The following is an 18,846-nucleotide window of genomic DNA, read 5'->3' as shown; positions in this document are numbered from 1 at the left end:
CAGGTTCTCGACAAGCTCGAACCGAACGGTTTCAAGAGGAAGCGCCGATGACTCACATCAACTTCACCGCCAGCCCCGAAGAGCGCGCACGGATCGCAGCCGAGGGCATGTATCATCCCGATCTTGAATCCGACGCCTGTGGCGTGGGCCTGGTCGCCGCGACGGACGGCCGCCCCTCGCGCCGCGTCGTCGCCTCCGCGATCGATGCGCTGAAAGCCGTGTGGCACCGTGGCGCGGTGGACGCCGACGGCAAGACCGGCGACGGCGCGGGCATCCATGTCGACCTGCCGGTCCGCTTCTTTGATGATGCGATCGCCGATGGCGGGCACAAACCGCTGCCCAACCGGCTGGCGGTCGGCATGATCTTCCTGCCGCGCACGGACCTTAGCGCCCAGGAAACCTGTCGCACCATCGTCGAGAGCGAGATCATCGAGGCGGGCTACACCATCTATGGCTGGCGCCAGGTGCCGGTGGACGTGTCCGTCATCGGGGAGAAGGCGCAACGCACCCGGCCCGAGATCGAGCAGATCATGATTGCCGGGCCGATGCCCGAGGAACGGGACACCGCCGAGTTCGAAAAGGATCTCTACCTCATCCGCCGCCGGATCGAGCGGCAGGTGATCGCCGCCCAGATCAACGACTTCTATATCTGTAGCCTGTCCTGCCGCTCGATCATCTACAAGGGGCTGTTCCTCGCCGAATCGCTGTCGGTCTTTTACCCCGATCTGCAGGATGAGCGGTTCGAAAGCCGCGTCGCTATTTTCCACCAGCGCTATTCGACCAACACTTTTCCGCAATGGTGGCTGGCCCAGCCGTTCCGCACGCTCGCCCATAATGGTGAGATCAATACGATTCGCGGCAACAAGAACTGGATGAAGAGCCATGAGATCAAGATGGCGAGCCTCGCGTTCGGTGAACAGTCGGAGGATATCAAGCCGGTGATCCCGGCGGGCGCGTCCGACACTGCCGCGCTGGACGCGGTGTTCGAGGCGATCTGCCGGTCTGGCCGCGATGCGCCCACGGCCAAGCTGATGCTGGTCCCCGAAGCCTGGCAGGCGGACAGCGCCGAGCTGCCTAAGGCTCATGCCGACATGTATGAATATCTTGCGTCGGTGATGGAGCCGTGGGACGGGCCGGCCGCGCTCGCCATGACGGACGGCCGCTGGGTCGTCGCTGGCGTTGACCGCAATGCGCTGCGCCCGCTGCGCTATACGCTGACCGGCGACAATCTGCTGATCGTCGGCTCCGAAACCGGCATGGTCGTGGTGCCCGAAACGACGATCGTGCGGAAGGGCCGCATGGGGCCGGGGCAGATGATCGCCGTCGATTTGCAGGAGGGCGAAATCTATGACGACCGCGCGATCAAGGACCAGATCGCCGGCGAGCGCCCTTATGGCGAGCTGATCAAGGATTTTCTGATGGTCGAAGACCTGGCCGAAGCGCCGAGCGCGCTGCCGGCCTGGGACAAGGCGGAGCTGACCCGCCGCCAGGTCGCGGCCAACCTGACGCTGGAGGATATGGAGCTGATCCTCAGCCCGATGGTCGAGGATGCGAAGGAAGCCATCGGTTCGATGGGGGACGACACGCCGCTGGCGGTCATTTCCGACAAGCCGCGCACGATCAGCCATTTCTTCCGCCAGAATTTCAGCCAGGTCACCAACCCGCCGATCGACAGTTTGCGCGAACGGCATGTGATGAGCCTGAAGACGCGCTTTTCCAATCTGCACAACATATTGGAGGAAGGGGCGCAGAACAGCCATGTGCTGGTGCTGGAATCGCCGGTCGTCACCAGCGCGGAATGGGCGCGGCTGAAGGCCTATTTCGGGGCCGCCGTGGCCGAGATTGATTGCACCTTCCCAGCCGAGGGTGGGCAGGAACAGCTGCGCGCCGCGATCGCCCGCATCCGCGAGGAAGCCGAGCAGGCGGTGCGCGAGGGGCGCACCGAAATCTTCCTGACCGACGAGCGCGTCGCGACCGACCGCATCGCCATCCAGGGCGTGCTGGCCGCGGCCGCCGTTCACACCCACCTCGTCCGCAAGGGCCTGCGCAGCTATGCGTCAATCAACGTGCGCTGTGCCGAGGCGCTGGACACCCATTATTTCGCAGTGCTGATCGGCGTGGGGGCGACCACCGTGAACGCCTATCTGGCCGAAGCCAGCATCGCCGACCGTCATGCACGCGGCCTGTTCAGCGACCTCAGCTTCGACCAGTGCGTCGAACGCTATCGCGTGGCGATCAACGAAGGGCTGCTCAAGATCATGTCCAAAATGGGCATCGCGGTCATCAGCTCCTATCGTGGCGGCTATAATTTCGAGGCGGTCGGCCTGTCGCGCGCGCTGGTCAACGACCTTTTCCCCGGTATGCCGGCGAAGATTTCGGGCGAAGGCTATCAGTCGCTGCACTATAGCGCGATGCTGCGGCACGAAGCGGCCTATGACAAGGCAGTGGTCCGCCTGCCGGTGGGGGGCTTCTATCGCCAGCGCGACGGGGGCGAGAGCCATGCCTATTCGGCGCAGCTCATGCACCTGCTGCAAAGCTCGGTCGCGACCGACAGCTATTCGACCTATCTGCAATTTTCGCGCGGGGTGCGCGATTTGCCGCCGGTCTATCTGCGCGACCTGATGGAGTTCAACTTCGCCCGAGAAGCGGTGCCGATCGACGAGGTGGAAGCCACGACGGAGATCCGCAAGCGCTTCGTGACGCCGGGCATGAGCCTGGGCGCGCTCAGCCCCGAGGCGCATGAGACTCTGGCGATCGCGATGAACCGCATCGGCGCCAAGGCGGTGTCGGGCGAGGGCGGCGAAGATGCCGCGCGCTTCAAGCCCTATGAAAATGGCGACAACGCCAACAGCGTCATCAAGCAGATCGCATCCGGCCGCTTCGGCGTCCATGCCGAATATCTGGGGTCGGCCGAGGAGATCGAAATCAAGGTGGCGCAGGGCGCCAAGCCCGGCGAGGGCGGGCAGCTGCCCGGCTTCAAGGTGACCGAGTTCATCGCCAAGCTGCGCCATTCGACGCCCGGCGTGACGCTGATTTCGCCGCCGCCGCATCATGACATCTACTCGATCGAGGATCTGGCGCAGCTCATCTACGACTGCAAGATGATCAACCCGCGCGCGCGGGTGTGCGTCAAGCTGGTCAGCCAGGCCGGCATCGGCACGGTCGCGGCGGGCGTGGCAAAGGCCCATGCCGACGTCATCCTGGTCGCCGGCCATGTCGGCGGCACCGGCGCTTCGCCCCAGACCAGCATCAAATATGCCGGCACGCCCTGGGAAATGGGCCTGTCGGAAACCAATCAGGTGCTGACGCTCAATGGCCTGCGTCACCGGGTGAAGCTGCGCACCGACGGCGGCCTGAAGACCGGGCGGGACATCGTCATCGCCGCGATTCTGGGCGCCGAAGAGTTTGGCATCGGCACCTTGTCGCTGGTGGCCATGGGCTGCATCATGGTGCGTCAGTGCCATAGCAATACCTGCCCGGTCGGCGTCTGCGTGCAGGATGAGAAGCTGCGGCAGAAGTTCACCGGCACGCCGGAAAAGGTCATCAACCTCATGACCTTCATCGCCGAGGAAGTGCGCGAGATATTGGCGCGGCTGGGCTATCGCAGCCTGGACGAGGTGATCGGCCGCACCGAGTTGCTCAAGCAGGTCAATCGCGGCGCCGAGCATCTCGACGACCTCGACCTCAACCCGATCCTGGCCAAGGTCGATGCGCCCGACGAGCAACGCCGTTTCTCGCTGAAGGAATGGCGCAACGAAGTGCCCGACAGCCTCGACGCGCAAATGATGAAGGATGCGCGCGCGGTGTTCGAGCGCGGCGAGAAGATGCAGCTCACCTACACGGTGCGCAACACGCATCGCGCCGTGGGCACGCGGCTGTCGTCCGCAGTGACCGAGAAGTTCGGCATGTCGAGCCTGGCGGACGGGCATCTGACCGTGCGGCTGCGCGGTTCGGCCGGCCAGTCGCTGGGCGCCTTCCTATGCAAGGGCATTACGCTCGAAGTGTTCGGCGACGCCAACGACTATGTCGGCAAAGGCCTGTCGGGCGGCATCATCAAGGTGCGCACGACCGTTTCCAGTCCGCTCTCTTCGAAGGACAATACGATCCTGGGCAACACCGTCCTCTATGGCGCTACCAGCGGCAAGCTGTTCGCGGCGGGCCAGGCCGGCGAGCGCTTCGCCGTCCGCAATTCCGGCGCGCAGGTTGTGGTCGAAGGCTGCGGCGCCAATGGCTGCGAATATATGACCGGCGGCACGGCGGTGATCCTGGGGCGCACCGGCGCCAATTTTGGCGCGGGCATGACCGGGGGCATGGCCTTCATCCTAGACGAGGATGGCAGCTTCCCGACCCGCGCCAATCCCGAGAGCATCGTCTGGCAGCGGCTGGAAAGCGCCCATTGGGAAGCCCAGCTCCGGGCGCTGATCGCCGAACATGCGGTGGCGACCGACAGCAAATGGTCGAACACCATTCTCGACGACTGGGATCGCTGGCGCCGCTATTTCTGGCAGGTCTGCCCGAAGGAAATGGTCAATCGCCTGGTCCATCCTTTGAGCGACGCGACGGCAGAGGTCGTCGCGGCGGAATAAGCCGCATCGGGCGTTTCATGCCGCGCCGGATCAATAGGGGCTGGCCGGGCTTTCGGAGGGTGGCGCCCCGGAGGCTTGGCCGGCCCCTTCGTCCGTCATCACGACCCGCATCGGGATCGCCCCTTCGGCTGGCTGGGCCGGAGCAGGCGCGGTAACGGGCCTGGACGCCGGCGAGGGGCCGCGGGCAAATCTGACGATGTTGGGCGGCAATTGGCGGATGACCGGAACCGGCGCTTCGACCGGGGGGAGAGGGTCTGCTTCGGCCAGATAGTCCTGCACCACCGGGTCGCGACTGCCGCTGATCATGCCGTCGCTGTCATAGCCCGTCATGGCCGCCATGCGGCGATCCGCGAGGGTGGGGCCGCAGCCGATGCAGTGGATGGTGCGCGGTCCCCTGTCCGCAGGGCCGGGCACAGGCGTGTCGGTCTGCGCATAATCATAGGGTTCGGGCGGATTTTCCAGCGGCGGGCGCTGCGGACTGGTGGCATAGCCGCCCAGCGCCACCCCCATCGCAATCGCGGTGGTGACTGTCGCTGCCGACAGCATCCAGATTCGCATCGCTCCATTCCTCTCGCCCTGCCCATATTGCACAATCATAACGCTAAGTCAGATCGGTTGTTGCATGGGGCAAAAGCCTTTGCTAAGGGCCGCCTCCTACCAAGGCACCGGCCCCGCCGGTTTCCCTGTTGATGTGCGGTCGTGGCGGAATTGGTAGACGCGCAACGTTGAGGTCGTTGTGGCCGAAAGGCCGTGGAAGTTCGAGTCTTCTCGACCGCACCAATATCCTTTGAGATCAAGGAATAGTTCCAGGGTTTGGCGCCATTTGGCATATTGCCATTCCCCGAAGATGCTGTGAACGGTGCAAAATGCGCGATTGTCTTGGGGTGTCTTAGCGGACGCCTCCACCGCCCGGTGTTCGGAACAAATATACCGGCTCGTCCGCAAAGCGCGTTCATCGTCACGAACTGCTTGGATGTTGATGGCTTTCCATCAGGGGGGCATTCTCGTCACTGAGCCGTCTTCAAGCTCCAGTTCAAGCGCGCCGCATATAACAATGCCATAGTCCAGCGAGTTGGTGCGGTGCATAGGGGAGGCGCTGCCGGGCAGCAGGTCGACCATGCGCAGCACCGTGCACTGGCGGCGTCTGAGACCTGACGGTGTGTCCGCCGCATCGACATGGAGCCAACGGTGGTCGACGGGCATCCCCCGACTGGTCCAAACCAGCGCGAAGCCCGCATCGCCGGACGGAATGAGGGCCGGCACGATATCATCGGCGGCCATGACGCGCGACAGGCCCGCATCGTCATGGCCGGTGACGATCCTCTGAAAAGGCGCGAACATCGCCATTGGGCGTGTCCATTATCGAGCATCTCGATGCCGCGCCGTTCGGCAATGCAACTCGACCCGAACAGGCGAAAATCATCGTTGGAGACCGTGCCCGATCCGATGATGGTGCCGGCGCAGAGCGAACGTGTGCTGGCGGCATGGGCATCAGTTCGTGAAAGCCGAAATCACGGCAAGAAAATGGCGCCCACCTCTCATGCACGCGCGGGCGACGGCGGCCTGCAATGGATGCTCAAGCGCCTTTTGGAGCAGGCTGCCCTCGATCCCTTGCAACGAACGGAGTTGGATGGCTCCGCCGATCCAAGACGTTCTGAAGTATGAACGAATGGCCGATATGCGTGCAGCTTTCCATCATGATGCTCCGACTGAAAACGGGTCAGGCGCGCCCCTCGGGTTCTTTCGTTCGCGTCAGCGCCAGTGCGAACATTTCGACGTGTGGCCGATGCCGGGGTTGAAGGCGTTGCAGGGGTCGAGTTCGCGATAATGATCAACCAGCGCCGGCTTGGCATGGTAGAGATGGCCGACATTATGCTCGGCGGGATATTCGGCCCCGCGATCGTCGAGCAACGTCCACATCCGCTCCTCGAGCGCCACGCAGTCAGTGCCTTTCACCACGATATAATCCTGGTGAAAGACGTGGCAGAAGAAATGGCCGTAATAGAGTGTGTGAAGGATCGGCTTCTCGACATCGGTCGGCAGCGTCTCGAACCATTGCCGGTCGTTGCGGCGCAGCGCGATGTCGAGCGCGACGATATCCTCGACCTCGCGTTCATGGACATTGCGATAGCGGATTGCGGCGCCTGCGGCGGCAAAGCGATGGAGGAAGGCCTTTTCGCCCTCTTGCGGCGTGCATTCGAAGAAGTCGCCCGTGCGCGAGGGGAACATCGCCGACAGATAGTCCCGCGCTTCCCCGATACCGTCGCCGGCCATCTTGAGGATCAGATGATGCTCGAACCGGTCGCGATATGCTCGCATCCGCTTGGGCAGATGCCGGGGAAACAGTCGGCTTCCCGCCTGCATCAGCTTGTCGCTCATATGTTTCGGCAGGAAGGGAATGCGATCGCAAAAGGCATCGACCTTCGCCTTCATCGCGAACATCGCCGGCAGCCGGTCGGTGCCGAGATACTGGATCGCGAGGAACATGTCCTTGCCATAATCTTCGGCGATGTCGAACGCCGTGCGGTGCATATATTCGCCCGACACCGGCAATGAGGCGAACGTGCCGAGAATGTGGCGGCGGATGTCCGCCAGCTCGTCGGGATCGTTAGTGCCGATATAGAAGGTGCCGGTGCGGTCGTCCTTCGCAAAGGTGTCGAGCCGGACGGCGAGCAGCATCACCTTGCCCGCGCTGCCCGATGCTTCGAACAGCCGGTGCGGATCGGCGTTGAAGCGGGCGGGCGTGTCGGCGTCGATCTCGCGAACATGGCTGGCATAGCCATGGTCCGACGCGGCACGTTCCTGGCCGTCGCGCACGTCCGCCTCGCTGAACTCGCCCCGGTCGAGCCGGCCGAGGATCTCGCTCGGATCGCCGCCGAGATCGATGCCCAGATGATTGACCAGGTGGAGCTCGCCGGCGGCGTCGAGCCGGGCATAAAGCGCCATCTGCGTATAGGCCGGCCCGCGCCGGACCAGCGCGCCGCCCGAATTGTTGCAGATGCCGCCGAACACCGACGCGCCGATACATGACGAGCCGATCACCGAATGCGGCTCGCGGCCGATCGGGCGCAGCGCCTTTTCGAGCTGGTACAAGGTCGCGCCGGGCAGGCACACCACCTGCCGCCCGTCGCGGATCAGATGCACGCCTTCGACGCGCATCGTGTTGATGATCACGATGCCGCGATCATAATCCTCGCCATGGGGCGTCGAACCGCCGGTGAGGCCGGTATTGGCCGCCTGCACGATCACGATGCGGCCCGCGGCGAGGGCGGCGCGCAGCACCGCCCATTGTTCGACCAGCGATCCTGGGCGAACCACCGCCACGACCGGGCCGCAGCCGAAGCGGAAGCCGGTGCGATACGGACGCGTGACTGCCGGATCGGTCAGCACATGCGCCTTGCCGACGATGCCGGCCAGCGCCGCGACCAGTTCGGTATCGGTAGACTGCGGCGCGCCTGCTGGTGCGATTCTGTCGACGGGTACATTCTCCATGAGCGTTGGTCCTATGAACAGTCCGTATTCGCCGTTGCCGCGCCCCGAACGACCGCATGTGGCGGGCCGTGACGTTGAGCCTGATGATGTCGGCCAGTTCGCACGATATCGGCAAGCATGCGCTGCTCCGATCAGGCGGTGGCGCGCGTGGTGCGGTTGCGCCTGGTCTGGACGGTGCGGCGCGCTTCCTCCACCGCCCTTTCTTCGGTGGCGAAGAGCAGGCTGTCGAGCACCGCCGACAGATGCGCCCGCATCGCCGCGCGCGCGGCCGCCGGGTCGCGATCCTTCAGCGCCTGCAATATGGCGCTATGTTCATCCACCACCGGCTTGATGTTCGCGGTTCGCGCCTTCTGGTGGAGCAGGGCCGCTTCCGGCGAACTGTCGCGCAACCGCCAGAGTTGTTCGACCGCGTCATAGACCGCCTGATTGCGCGTCGCCCGTGCGATCGCCAGATGGAAGGCGCGGTCGGCTTCCACCGAACCGGCCGGATCGAGATTGTCGCGCGCGATCTGGGCGACCAGCGACTCGATCGCCTCCAGTTCCTGGTCCATGACCTGGGTTGCGGCCAGTGCCGCCGCCTCGCCCTCGAACAATAGGCGCGCTTCGGTCAGTTCGATCGCGGAAATGGCGAAACCGGGGACATCTTCCTTGCCTGGCAGGCGCACGACATAGGCGCCGGACCCGACCCGCACCTCGACCAGGCCCTGCACCTCCAGAGCGATGATCGCTTCGCGCACGGTCGGTCGGCTGACGCCATGCTGCTGCGCCAGTTCACGCTCGGCCGGCAGCCGCGCGCCCACGGGATAATGACCCGCCGCCAATGCCTCCAGCAGGGCGCGCGCCAGATCCTGATAGAGCCGTTCCTGTCCCCGCGCGGTCATCGTCTTTCCTTCCGTGCCGTTTTTTTTGGCATTACCACATGGATGATGCTGCCTTACCAAAAAGCCGGTCAGCGCGCCAATCGTCGCACGATCGCTCTCGCCGCGGCGGTGACATCGGCCCAGGTGACGTCGAAGCCGGCATCCTCGCCAAAATAGGGGTCGGTGACGCCGGTCCCCTCCCGCCCCGGCACCATGTCCATCAACAATTGCAAGTTGGCGGCGCCGTCGGCCGGGCGGATGCGTCGCAGGTCGCGCAGATTGTCCGCGTCCAGCGCGAAGACATGGGTGAAGCGGCGGAAATCTTGCACATGCACCTGCCGTCCGCGATAGCCCGCAATGTCGATCCCCTGCCGCAGGGCGACCGCCTGCGCGCGCGGATCGGGCGGGCTGCCGACATGCCAGTCGCCAGTGCCGGCGGAATCGACGACGAGGTCCAGCCCCGCCCCGGCCGCTTGCGCCCGCAGCGCCGCTTCGGCCAGCGGCGAGCGGCAGATATTGCCAAGGCAGACGAACAGGATGGCGGGCGCGCTCATCCGTCCGCCGCCGCAGTGGAGAGGCCCAGGCCCGGCACGCCGATCGAGCGCTTGCCCGAAAAATCGGTGCGCGCCACGATCACGCCCAGTTTTTCCATATAGTCGATCAGCCGCCGCACGCGGCCGGGCGAACTGGTGCCATAGGCGCGGGCCAATGCGCCATCGTCGGGGTAGGGACGTCCGTCGAGCGCGGCGCGCGCGATCAGCAGGAAGGGGGCCAGCATATCCTCCGGCAACGGCTCGGCCGCGCGGATCGCATCCTGCCAGCGCACATCGTCGGCGTCGGCCATCCCGGCCTGCGCCATGGCGAAGCGCTTGCGGAAGGCGGGCAGGTCGAGCGGCGGTTTTTTCAGCCCCTTCATCCGGCAGCGCACGCCGAAATCCTGATAGAGGGCGGACACCGACGGCTGCGCATCGCCCAGATCGGCGACGATATCTTCCAGCACGGCGATGACGACCGGCTCATTTTCGCCGAAATCCAGTTCCGGCGCGGCCGGCCTGGCCGATGGCGCGTCGGCAAGCTGGCGCATGATGTCCTCGGCCGGGCGCGGCGGCGGATCGGCGCGGGGCGGGGGCGGCGGCGCATCCTCCGGCGCCTTGGCGAAGAGCAGTTCCTGGAAATCCTCCCCGGTGGTGACGGGCGGGGGCATCAGCTTGTGCGTGCCGCCGCGCGTGCCGGTGGTCACCGCGCCGATCTTCACCGCCACCGGCCGCCGCGCGATGGCGGGGCCAAGGCCGAGGAAACGGCCCCGCTCCAGATCGCGAATCTGTTCCGCCTGCCGCCGTTCCATGCCCAGCAGGTCGGCCGCGCGCGCCATGTCGATGTCGAGGAAGGTGCGGCCCATGAGGAAATTCGACGCCTCCGCCGCGACATTCTTGGCGAGCTTGGCCAGCCGCTGGGTCGCGATGACGCCGGCCAGACCGCGCTTGCGCCCGCGGCACATGAGGTTGGTCATGGCCGCCAGCGACAGCCGCCGCGCCTCGTCGGACACATCGCCCGCCGCGACCGGAGCGAACATCTGCGCCTCGTCCACCACCACCAGCGCGGGATACCAATGGTCGCGCGGCGCGTCGAACAGGGTAGACAGAAAGCTTGCGGCGCATTTCATCTGCGCTTCGAGTTCCAGCGCGTCGAGGCTGAGCACCACAGACGCCCGATGTTCGCGGATGCGCGCCGCCATGGTGACGATCTCGCGCTCATTATAGTCGCCCGCATCGATCACCACATGGCCATATTCGTCGGCCAGCGTCACGAAGTCGCCTTCGGGATCGATCACCACCTGCTGCACCATGGCGGCGCTTTCTTCCAGCAGGCGGCGCAGCAGATGCGATTTGCCCGACCCCGAATTGCCCTGAACGAGCAGCCGGGTGGCGAGCAATTCCTCGACATCGACCAGCACGTCCTTGCCGTGATGATCGGTTCCTATGCTGATGCTGGCGGTCACGGGGCGCTTTTGGCGCAGGGGGTGGGGGAGCGCAAGGGTGGTTGCAGCGTCGACGCAAGGGGCAGGAGGATCAGGCATCGGGCGAAGTTCACACCGTTGTCGGGCAAATCGGGCCAATAGTCACGGTGAAGCCCCTGCGACGCTATCGCCAAGTGCGGGCATGGCGACAGCGACGCGCCGATCAGGTCATGGTCGGGCCACGCCGACGCGGCGGTCGGGTCACGCCCAAGCCATGGCGACGCGCCGGGCAGGTAAGGGTCGGGCGACGGAGCAGGCGCGGGGGCAGGCGGGGGCGAGCGGTCGGCAGGCGCTTGCATGGGCTTTAGCGGCGGGCTTGCGGGGTGGGCGAGGCGGCGGGCGAGGCGGCGGGCGGTCCGGCAGGCGGAGCGGGCAGCGGCCGGTCGGGCGCGAACGGATCGGCCATGCGCCTTGCATGATGCGCCAGCGCCCAGTCCCAGCTCCGGTCGAACATCGTGCCCGCCAGGCGACGGCGCAGGCGATGCGCGCTGGTGGGCGACATGCCGACGCTGCGCGCGGCGGCGGCCACCTTGCCGGTGTCGAGCAGGGCGATGAGGAAAAGTCGCTGTTTGGCGGGGGTCCAATGGGCGCGGTCGGGCGCGGCAGGCGACGGCGGCGCGGGCGGTTGGGGTGGGGGCTGTTCTTCCATCCGACAGGATAAACCAGATGAAATCCTATTTTGAAAGGGGTGTGTTGGGGGTGGGTCCGGAGGTGTGATGCTCGGCCGTGCGACACGGGGAGGGAGCCGTGGTGGAAGGACATGGGCCGGCTTGCGCCATCGCCCCTCCACCATGCTGCGCATGGTCCCCCTCCCCACGCCTGCGGCGCAGGGAGGATTTTGAGGGGGGGCTTGGGACCGCTGCCGACTTGCTCCTATTTCCAGGTCGTGCCGGCGCGGGCCGGCACCGCCCATGTTTTTCGACGCTGCGCCGGCAGCAGCGAGATCCCGGCCGACGCTGAGATGACGAAGCGGGTGGTTTGGGGCGGATTCCGCGCAAACCTCGTCACCCCTCCACCGTCATGCCAGCGAAGGCTGGCATCCCGCTTCTTCATCTGCCGCGCGACAGGAAAAGAGATCCCAGCTTTCGCTGGATGACGAAAATGGGTGGTTAGGCGACAGTCATTTTTTGGGAAGAATTCGTCGATAGCAGACGTTACCCACTTATTCGGAAGGGATGCTGGGGATTGCGCCGGATGAAATCCTCAACGTCGCGCAGGCGCTCCGGCATAGCCTCGATATCTCGCCATCGCGTATGATTGATGAAGCGAAATCCCGCATTCCAGAGCGCTCGAACCTTGGCCCATTGCTCAACGTCTGATTTTTGAGGCACCTTAAACGCACGTCCCATCCAATGGAGATCAGCCTTGCATTCAGGGCATATGGCGCTCGCTTCCTCAGCCAGCTTCCACGACTTCCGGCATTCGAAGCAAGCATGTGGCCAGAGGCATTCTGGGCCACGATGCCGAGGCGGCACATATGGCTCATGCACGGCTCGGTTTCCCGACGCTCGCCGCAACTCCATGCGTTCAGATTTGGACAGATCAGCCATGCTCTGAATTTGAACCATGCAAGGAACATCGGCAATCAAGAATTACGGCGCACGGGACAACTGGCAAGAAATGGTCGCAACCGGCTACTCACTATTACCAACGTCATGTCGGCGCGCGCTGGCATCTCAGGCGGAGACGAACGGCAGCAGGGGGGCAGCTTTCCAGCGCCATCCCGCTTTGCCCGAGACCCGTCTTCGTGGGGGGGCAAAAGCGGGGGTGGCCGCGTTCAAGCGATCTTGCACCCCGCTCAACGGTCCGCTCCTGTTCGCTTCCCGTCCTGTCTTTCGTCTGCCGGGCGTGATCCGCCATCCCGCTTTTATCCTGAACAGGCCGCCGGCGCGGGAGCGGGGCGGCGGATCGGGGCGGGTGACGATGGGGGCCAGGTTCAACGCTGGTCCTTGGCGGGAATGGCGGCGTTCCGGGCTGTCGCCAGGGCGGTTTGGTGCCCCCGCTGTGGCGGCTGAAGGGCATCGTTCGCGAACGGCGCTTGACCCTGCTCCTGTTGCAATGCAGCATCCGCCCCATGGCGACTCTTTCCTCCTCCCCGTCCGCCCCTGCGATCACGCAGAATCCCGATATCCGCTATCTGGGGCGGCTGCTGGGCGACGTCATTCGCGCCTATGGCGGGGAGAAACTCTATAGCCAGACCGAATATATCCGGTCCGCGTCGGTCGACCGGGCGCGCGGGGTGCAGGGCGCGGACCTGACCGATACGGGGCTGGATGCGCTCAGCCTAGACGATACGCTGAATTTCACGCGCGGATTCATGCTGTTTTCGATGCTCGCCAACCTGGCCGAGGACCGGCAGGGGGTGGCGGCCGAGCCGGGCGCGGATGTCGCGTCCGCGCTGGCGCGGCTGGAATCGCACGGCATCGACCGCGCGGCGGTGCTGGACCTGCTGGCCCACAGCCTGATCGTCCCCGTGCTGACCGCCCACCCGACCGAGGTGCGGCGCAAGAGCATGATCGACCACAAGAACCGCATCGCCGACCTGATGCACCTGAAGGATGGGGGGCGCACCGAAACGACCGAGGGCGAAAATCTGGACGAGGCGATTTTCCGCCAGATCGCCCTGTTGTGGCAGACCCGCCCGTTGCGCCGCGAAAAACTGTTCGTCGCCGACGAGATCGACAATGTGCTCGCCTATTTCCGCGACACCTTCCTGCCCGCGCTGCCCGCCCTCTATGCCCGCTGGGAACGGGTGCTGGGCGCGCGGCCGCAAAGTTTCCTGCGGGTCGGGTCGTGGATCGGCGGCGATCGCGACGGCAACCCGTTCGTCCAGGCGCCGCAGCTTGAATTCGCGCTCAAGCGCGGGGCGGAGGCGGCGATCGCCTTCTATCTCGACGCGATCCATGCGCTGGGCGCGGAATTGTCGCTCTCGACCGAACTGGCCCATGTGCCGCAGGCGGTGCTGGACCTGGCCGAGGCCAGCGGCGACGCCTCCCCCAGCCGCAAGGACGAGCCCTATCGCCGCGCGCTTTCGGGCATCTACGCCCGGCTGGCGGCGACCTGCGTCCAGTTGACCGGGGCGCAGCCGGCGCGGCCATCCAGCCTGAAGGGCGAGGCCTATGCCAGCCCGGCCGACCTGCGCCACGACCTGGTCATCGTTGCCCAGGGGCTGGCGAGCGAGGGCAATGGCGCATTGGCGACCGGCGGGGCGCTCGGCCGCCTGATCCGCGCGGTCGAGACGTTCGGCTTTCACCTCGCCACGCTCGACATGCGCCAGAACAGCGCCGTGCATGAACGGGTGGTCGCCGAACTGCTGAAGGTCGCCGGGGTGGAGGCCGATTATCTGGCGCTCGACGAATATGCGCGCATCGCGCTGCTGCGCCGGGAACTGGCGAACAACCGGCCGCTGGGATCGCGCTTTTCCGCCTATTCGGAAGAGACGGCGTCGGAACTGGCGATCGTCCATGCCGCGGCGAAGGCGCACCGCATCTATGGCCCGCAATGCCTCACCCACTATATCATCTCGATGGCGCAGAGCGTGTCGGACCTGCTGGAGGTCAATATCCTGCTCAAGGAAGCGGGGCTGTGGCGCGTCGGCGACAATGGCGATCCGCCCAGCGCCGCGATCATGGCGATCCCGCTGTTCGAGACGATCGGCGACCTTGAGGCGGCGCCCAAGATCATGTCCGCCTATTTCGGCCTGCCCGAAATCGCCGGCGTGGTGAAGGCGCGCGGCCATCAGGAAGTGATGATCGGCTATTCCGACAGCAACAAGGATGGCGGCTACATCACGTCGACCTGGGGCCTCTACAAGGCGAGCCAGGCGCTGGAGCCGGTGTTCGCCCAAGCGGGCGCGGCGATGCAATTGTTCCACGGCCGGGGCGGCGCGGTGGGTCGCGGGGGCGGCTCCGCCTTCGCGGCGATCCAGGCCCAGCCCAAGGGCAGCGTGCAGGGCCGCATCCGCATCACCGAACAGGGCGAGGTGATCGCGGCAAAGTTCGGCACGCGCGATGTCGCGATGACCAATTTGGAGGCGATGACCAGCGCCACCCTGCTCGCCAGCCTGGAGCCGGAAGGGATTACGGCGCGCGACGCCGCGCGTTTTTCGGGTGCGATGGACGAGCTTTCCAAGAACGCTTTCGCCGCCTATCGCGACCTTGTCTACGGGACGGAGGGGTTCAAGGAATTTTTCCGCCAGCTGACCCCGATCCAGGAAATCGCCGGCCTCAAGATCGGTTCGCGGCCCGCCAGCCGCAAGCAGAGCAATGCGATCGAGGATCTGCGCGCCATTCCCTGGGTGTTCAGCTGGGCGCAGGCGCGGGTGATGCTGCCGGGCTGGTATGGCGTGGGGCAGGCGATGGCGGCATTCGAGGACAAGGCGCTGCTCGCCGACATGGCGCAGCATTGGTCGTTCCTGAAATCGGCGCTGGGCAATATGGAAATGGTGCTGGCCAAGTCCGACCTGGGCATCGCCGCGCGCTACCTGCCGCTGGTGGAGGACCAGGCGCGCGCCGACAGCATTTTCGGCCGCATCCGCGAAGGATGGAACCAAGCGCATGACGGGCTGCTGACCGCCACCGGCCAGTCGCGGCTGCTGGAAAAGAACCCGGCGCTGGAAACCTCGATCCGGCTGCGCCTGCCCTATATCGAGCCGCTGAACCTGCTCCAGGTCGAATTGCTGAAACGCCACCGCGCCGGCGAGGATGATCCGCGCATCAAGGAAGGCATTGAACTGTCGATCAACGCCATTGCCACGGCGCTGCGCAACAGCGGGTGATGCCAGGGCGGGCGAACCAGCTCTTGGCGAAAGCTTTGATCGCGTGATCCTGCGCTATGGGACGCTGAACGACATCATCCGACGCCCATGAAGCCCAGTCCCGCCAAAGGCGGCGGTTCAATATTGTGGGAAGGTCGGAGTCGGCGTGCGGCGTCACCTTGCCCGGTCATGGGCGGCTATGCATGTCCGATCCACCCCCGCCATGTGAAGGCGGCGAAGAAGAGGCTTGCATCCTTAAATCCGCCATCGCGCAGGATTGCCATATCGTCTTGGGGACTGAGCATATTGACGCTGCTATCGACCGCCGACCGGGCGACCTGGACCTGCGCCGGATCCGCGCCCGCCGCGATGGCGTAGGCCGCGTAGCGATCGAGCCAGAGCGATCGCTCTTCTCCCTGCGGGAAGCTGCCATGCGCGGCTACGAAAGGCGCGCCGGGCTTGAGCCTGCGATGAATGGCGGCGACGGTTTCCCGACGTGGGCCGGCACTGAGGAAGTGCAGCGTCAGTAAACAGCAAGCGGCGTCAAATGGGCCGGTCGGCGCATCATCGATATAGCCTTCCACCAGTTGCACCCTGTCGGCCAATGGCCCCAGCGTCCGTTGCGCAAGGCGCAGCATCTCGACCGCGGGATCGACGCCAACAAATGTCCAGTCCGGATGCATATGGGCCAATGCCTGGAGTTCCAACCCGCCGCCCGCACCCAGGACAAGCACCCGTGCATCGGCAGGCACATCCTCAGCCAGGAGAAGGCCCGTCATGCGATGAAGGGCCTCCAGGCCTGGAACAAAGCGCGTCGGTCCTTCCGAATATTTCGCGACCTGCTCTGGATCGTTGAAGCTTTGCAGGAAAAGATTTTCGGTCTCACACATGTCGGACATGATCGATCCTCAAAAAAAGGGGAGGAATGGGCGCGGCGCGCGGCACATTGAAGGGGCTCAGCCGGCGCAGGGCATTCCGGCTATGCATGGCTTGCCACGACGACCCTCCTATCGTAGAGACGGAGTAATGATATACTATCTCCTAAAAGGCAAGGGTGCGTAATGGCGTCAGCTTCTTCTTCATCAAATCCCTCGATGCGTCGCCTGCCGGTCACCGTGCTGTCGGGGTTTCTAGGCGCTGGCAAGACGACGTTGCTCAATCACGTCCTCGCCAACCGGGAGGGACGCCGGGTGGCGGTGATCGTCAACGACATGTCGGAAGTGAATATCGACGCCGATCTGGTGCGCGGCGGCGGTGCGGCGCTGGCGCGCAGCGAGGAAAGCCTGGTCGAGATGACCAATGGCTGCATCTGCTGCACCCTGCGCGACGATCTGTTGCAGGAGGTGCGTACGCTCGCCGAGACAGGTCGGTTCGACTATCTGGTGATTGAGAGCACGGGCATTTCGGAGCCGCTACCCGTTGCCAGCACTTTCTCTTTCCGCGACGAGGCTGGCATGTCGCTGGGCGATGTGTCGCGGCTGGATACAATGGTGACGCTCGTCGATGCGCTCAACCTGCTCAAGGATTATTCGAGCCAGGATTTTCTGGCCGATCGCGGCGAATCGCTGGGCGAGGATGATAATCGCAGTCTCGTCGGCCTGTTGGTCGAGCAGATCGAATTTGCCGATGTGGTGGTCGTCAACAAGGCAGGCGCCGTTTCCCCCGAGCAACTCGCGATCGTCAAGAAGCTGGTCGCCAGCCTCAACGCCGACGCGCGGATCATCACCTGCGATCATGGCCAGGTGCCGCTCGAGGCCATTTTAAACACCGGCCTGTTCGATGAGGAGAAGGCGGCGCAGCACCCGCTCTGGGCCAAGGAGCTGTATGGATATGCTAACCACCAGCCCGAAACCGAGGAATATGGGATCGAGAGCTTCGTCTATCGCGCCCGCCAACCATTCGAGCCGGTCAAGCTCCATGCCTTTCTGACCACCGATGGCCTGGATCAGGTCGTGCGCGCCAAGGGGCATTTCTGGCTGGCGACGCGGCCGGACTGGGTGGGTGAACTGGCGGTGGCGGGCGCGCAGACGATGACGGCGCGCATGGGCCGCTGGTGGGCGAGCATCCCCAAGCAGGACTGGCCCAATGACGACCGTTTCGAGCGGTTCGTCGCGGGCCATTGGGACGAGACGTGGGGCGACCGTCGGCAGGAACTGGTGTTCATCGGCATCGGCATGGACGAGGCGCGCATCCGGCGGATGCTCGATGCCTGCCTGCTGTCGGTCAAGGCGTTCACGCCCACGTTATGGACAGGGCTGCCTGATCCCTTTCCCGCCTGGGGCGAACCGGCGCTGGAGGCGGCGGCATGACCGTGACCGTCGAAGCGCGTGAAGACGCGGACGTCGAAGGCGCGGGCGGTTCGGTCCTCGACATGATCGGTTATCAAGCGGTGCATCTCGCGCTCTGGAGGAGGAGTCTGCCGACCGCCCTTGCCTGGCTGGAGCGACTTGACCTGGACAGCGTCAAGGATCTCGATTTCGTGGCAGGGGTCGATATGCTTGGCGAGGCAATCGACGAAGGACTGGTTGAAGCCGGATATGCCGCAGGCCCGGACCGCAATGCGCTATGCGCCGAGATCGTGACGTTGGGCAGGCGCGTGGCCGAGATCATGCAAGCCGGCACCTTGCGGATCAGGTTGGAGGTGGTGGAAACCGACGCTTGCCGCAAGTTTCACGCCGACATGGTGACGGCGCGGCTGTTGATGACATTGGTCGGATCGGGCACGCAATGGGTCCATGCCGATCAGGGTGATGGCGTGGTCCACCAACTGAAGGCGGGGGATGTCGGCCTTTTCAAGGGACGGCTGGGGGCAGAGCAGCCCGCCATTCTGCACCGTTCTCCGCCGATCGGCGGAACGGGAGAACAGCGTCTGCTGCTCGTGATCGATCCGCTGGTTCGACCTGCGCCTGCGCCGGTCAAGGGACCACCGGCAGCATAACCGCGCTCGCCGTTGCGCCACCGCGCCAGATGTTCTGGGTCGCGGCCCGATAGTCGCCGGGCTCGGCATACATGATGGTTTTGGAACCAGCGCGCATGAACGCGGGACCGCATAAAGCGGTTAAATCAATAATTTTCCTAGGAATTCTGGAGCGGGCGAAGGGATTCGAACCCTCGACCCCAACCTTGGCAAATCTA

At 65.0% G+C, this 18,846-nt stretch carries 13 protein-coding genes, 1 tRNA gene and 1 pseudogene; 6 read left to right on the top strand and 9 right to left on the bottom strand.

Annotated features, from left to right (window positions below):
* Positions 1–47 precede the first annotated feature (47 nt).
* Complete coding sequence (gene gltB, locus C100_RS33025; protein ID WP_024019311.1) at positions 48–4,586, top strand: glutamate synthase large subunit; 4,539 nt, start codon at positions 48–50, stop codon at positions 4,584–4,586.
* 30 nt (positions 4,587–4,616) lie between these two features.
* On the opposite strand, the gene C100_RS0124420 is transcribed toward gltB, so the two are convergent.
* The gene (locus tag C100_RS0124420) at positions 4,617–5,144 is read right to left on the bottom strand and encodes a hypothetical protein (RefSeq protein WP_052028250.1); all 528 of its coding nucleotides are present in this window, start codon (positions 5,142–5,144) and stop codon (positions 4,617–4,619) included.
* Between the two features lie 135 nt (positions 5,145–5,279).
* Here C100_RS0124420 and C100_RS33020 point away from each other — a divergent pair.
* Positions 5,280–5,366: transfer RNA gene (locus C100_RS33020), tRNA-Leu, on the top strand.
* A 210-nt stretch (positions 5,367–5,576) separates the two neighbouring features.
* Here the strand turns inward: C100_RS33020 and C100_RS48590 are convergent.
* From C100_RS48590 to C100_RS0124415, 7 genes and pseudogenes are all read right to left on the bottom strand, one after another.
* Entirely contained in the window at positions 5,577–5,933 is a 357-nt protein-coding gene (locus C100_RS48590) for a hypothetical protein (RefSeq protein ID WP_024019309.1), read from the bottom strand.
* 8 nt (positions 5,934–5,941) lie between these two features.
* Positions 5,942–6,096, bottom strand: a pseudogene (locus C100_RS49100) (fumarylacetoacetate hydrolase family protein); the annotation flags it as partial.
* Positions 6,097–6,338: 242 nt separating this feature from the next.
* Positions 6,339–8,078, bottom strand: coding sequence for a D-lactate dehydrogenase (gene dld / locus C100_RS33010; RefSeq protein ID WP_024019308.1), 1,740 nt, complete (start codon positions 8,076–8,078; stop codon positions 6,339–6,341).
* 131 nt (positions 8,079–8,209) lie between these two features.
* Complete coding sequence (locus C100_RS33005) at positions 8,210–8,959, bottom strand: FadR/GntR family transcriptional regulator (protein WP_024019307.1); 750 nt, start codon at positions 8,957–8,959, stop codon at positions 8,210–8,212.
* 68 nt (positions 8,960–9,027) lie between these two features.
* Complete coding sequence (locus C100_RS33000) at positions 9,028–9,492, bottom strand: low molecular weight protein-tyrosine-phosphatase (protein WP_024019306.1); 465 nt, start codon at positions 9,490–9,492, stop codon at positions 9,028–9,030.
* A complete protein-coding gene (locus tag C100_RS32995; protein WP_024019305.1) occupies positions 9,489–10,937 on the bottom strand; it encodes an ATP-binding protein in 1,449 nt (482 codons plus the stop codon). Before C100_RS32995 ends, C100_RS33000 begins: the two co-directional genes overlap by 4 nt.
* Positions 10,938–11,259: 322 nt before the next feature.
* Positions 11,260–11,604, bottom strand: a complete 345-nt coding sequence (locus C100_RS0124415; protein ID WP_024019304.1) for a hypothetical protein — start codon at positions 11,602–11,604, stop codon at positions 11,260–11,262.
* Positions 11,605–12,130: 526 nt separating this feature from the next.
* On the opposite strand from C100_RS0124415, the gene C100_RS48580 reads away from it, so the two are divergent.
* A complete protein-coding gene (locus C100_RS48580) occupies positions 12,131–12,274 on the top strand; it encodes a hypothetical protein (protein ID WP_024019303.1) in 144 nt (47 codons plus the stop codon).
* 755 nt (positions 12,275–13,029) lie between these two features.
* Positions 13,030–15,732 carry a phosphoenolpyruvate carboxylase gene (ppc, locus tag C100_RS32990; protein ID WP_031309075.1) on the top strand — a complete coding sequence of 901 codons (2,703 nt, stop codon included), beginning with the start codon at positions 13,030–13,032 and terminating at the stop codon, positions 15,730–15,732.
* A gap of 176 nt (positions 15,733–15,908) precedes the next feature.
* Here the strand turns inward: ppc and C100_RS32985 are convergent, their stop codons facing one another.
* A complete protein-coding gene (locus C100_RS32985) occupies positions 15,909–16,610 on the bottom strand; it encodes a class I SAM-dependent methyltransferase (RefSeq protein ID WP_024019301.1) in 702 nt (233 codons plus the stop codon).
* Positions 16,611–16,805: 195 nt separating this feature from the next.
* Here C100_RS32985 and C100_RS32980 point away from each other — a divergent pair, with 195 nt between their 5' ends.
* A complete protein-coding gene (locus C100_RS32980) occupies positions 16,806–18,020 on the top strand; it encodes a GTP-binding protein (protein WP_024019300.1) in 1,215 nt (404 codons plus the stop codon).
* Positions 18,017–18,649, top strand: coding sequence for a DUF1826 domain-containing protein (locus tag C100_RS32975; RefSeq protein WP_024019299.1), 633 nt, complete (start codon positions 18,017–18,019; stop codon positions 18,647–18,649). Before C100_RS32980 ends, C100_RS32975 begins: the two co-directional genes overlap by 4 nt.
* Positions 18,650–18,846 lie beyond the last annotated feature (197 nt).

The sequence above is a fragment of the Sphingobium sp. C100 genome, from assembly GCF_000508185.1.
Lineage (GTDB): Bacteria > Pseudomonadota > Alphaproteobacteria > Sphingomonadales > Sphingomonadaceae > Sphingobium.
The sequence above is the reverse complement of the archived record's forward strand: the minus strand, read 5'-3'. Positions and strand labels throughout refer to the sequence as shown.

Coding starts and splice junctions, on each gene's coding strand:
- dld (WP_024019308.1), bottom strand. CDS start 8,078: ATGGAGAATGTACCCGTCGACAGAATCGCACCAGCAGGCGCGCCGCAG.
- C100_RS0124415 (WP_024019304.1), bottom strand. CDS start 11,604: ATGGAAGAACAGCCCCCACCCCAACCGCCCGCGCCGCCGTCGCCTGCC.
- gltB (WP_024019311.1), top strand. CDS start 48: ATGACTCACATCAACTTCACCGCCAGCCCCGAAGAGCGCGCACGGATC.
- C100_RS48580 (WP_024019303.1), top strand. CDS start 12,131: ATGCTGGGGATTGCGCCGGATGAAATCCTCAACGTCGCGCAGGCGCTC.
- ppc (WP_031309075.1), top strand. CDS start 13,030: ATGGCGACTCTTTCCTCCTCCCCGTCCGCCCCTGCGATCACGCAGAAT.
- C100_RS48590 (WP_024019309.1), bottom strand. CDS start 5,933: ATGGCGATGTTCGCGCCTTTTCAGAGGATCGTCACCGGCCATGACGAT.
- C100_RS32975 (WP_024019299.1), top strand. CDS start 18,017: ATGACCGTGACCGTCGAAGCGCGTGAAGACGCGGACGTCGAAGGCGCG.
- C100_RS33000 (WP_024019306.1), bottom strand. CDS start 9,492: ATGAGCGCGCCCGCCATCCTGTTCGTCTGCCTTGGCAATATCTGCCGC.
- C100_RS32980 (WP_024019300.1), top strand. CDS start 16,806: ATGCGTCGCCTGCCGGTCACCGTGCTGTCGGGGTTTCTAGGCGCTGGC.
- C100_RS32985 (WP_024019301.1), bottom strand. CDS start 16,610: ATGTCCGACATGTGTGAGACCGAAAATCTTTTCCTGCAAAGCTTCAAC.
- C100_RS33005 (WP_024019307.1), bottom strand. CDS start 8,959: ATGACCGCGCGGGGACAGGAACGGCTCTATCAGGATCTGGCGCGCGCC.
- C100_RS0124420 (WP_052028250.1), bottom strand. CDS start 5,144: ATGCGAATCTGGATGCTGTCGGCAGCGACAGTCACCACCGCGATTGCG.